This is a genomic window from Bartonella sp. AA56HLJMS (assembly GCF_042197145.1).
Taxonomy (GTDB): Bacteria; Pseudomonadota; Alphaproteobacteria; order Rhizobiales; family Rhizobiaceae; genus Bartonella.
On record NZ_JBHIRL010000098.1, the window covers coordinates 1 to 764 of the forward strand.

Genomic DNA, 764 nt, shown 5'->3' on the forward strand with positions numbered 1-764 from the left:
CTCTTACCAGAAAGGGTTTTGGTTAAAAAATTTGCGTAATCATCAGAAGCATTCAAACCAGCAACAGAGAGAAGGCTTTGTGGATAAGACACACCGGCACTTTTTACACCCTCAAGAAATGTGTTTCTAAAATCAGGATTTGCTGAAAAAACAGGCGTAACATTCGATAAGAATGTAGCCGCTGTAGCCAACGAAAGAACTTTAACAAAAGAAAAACGAGAACGTTTTAATTCACTCGCAGCTTGTGGGGCATATAATTTTTTCATAACAAACTCTCCAATGAAAAAACTTAAAAACACCTCCAAAACATAAAAAAGACACATTTTAGCATTATTGATCTCTTTGGAATTCAGAGTAGAGGATCATTGCTTAGAGTGTGAACATTTTGAGTCTTTAGTCTTGTTTTGTTTGTGCTCTCTGTATTGAGACCTAAATGTTTGTCTTTTTGATTATGTTTTGTGGACATAAAGATAACACATTTAGAGTCTAAGTTTTTTAGTGTGCTGTTTTTTCCTAACTAAAAAAGAGGCCTTGTATATTTAATATTACTTTTTACTTGGTAGTGGTTACTATAAAATCCTTTGTACTAGGTTTTAGTGTGTATTTTCCTAATTATAGACTTTATTTTTATTAGAAAGCATGGTTTTGTTAATAATAAGTAAAGTAAAAAGAAATTGTAATATGTCCGGAATATAGTTTTCCTTGGATAACTGGCTTTTTAGTTGGATTTTTTCTTTTTAATATATCATATAATGATATATGCG

Annotated in this window: 1 protein-coding gene; it reads right to left on the reverse strand. The window is 31.3% G+C overall.

Annotated elements, in window-relative coordinates; genetic code table 11:
• The coding region (locus ACFINI_RS10065) for a hypothetical protein (protein ID WP_375648053.1) at window positions 1-266 on the reverse strand (266 nt) is incomplete at its 3' end.
• Window positions 267-764 lie beyond the last annotated feature (498 nt).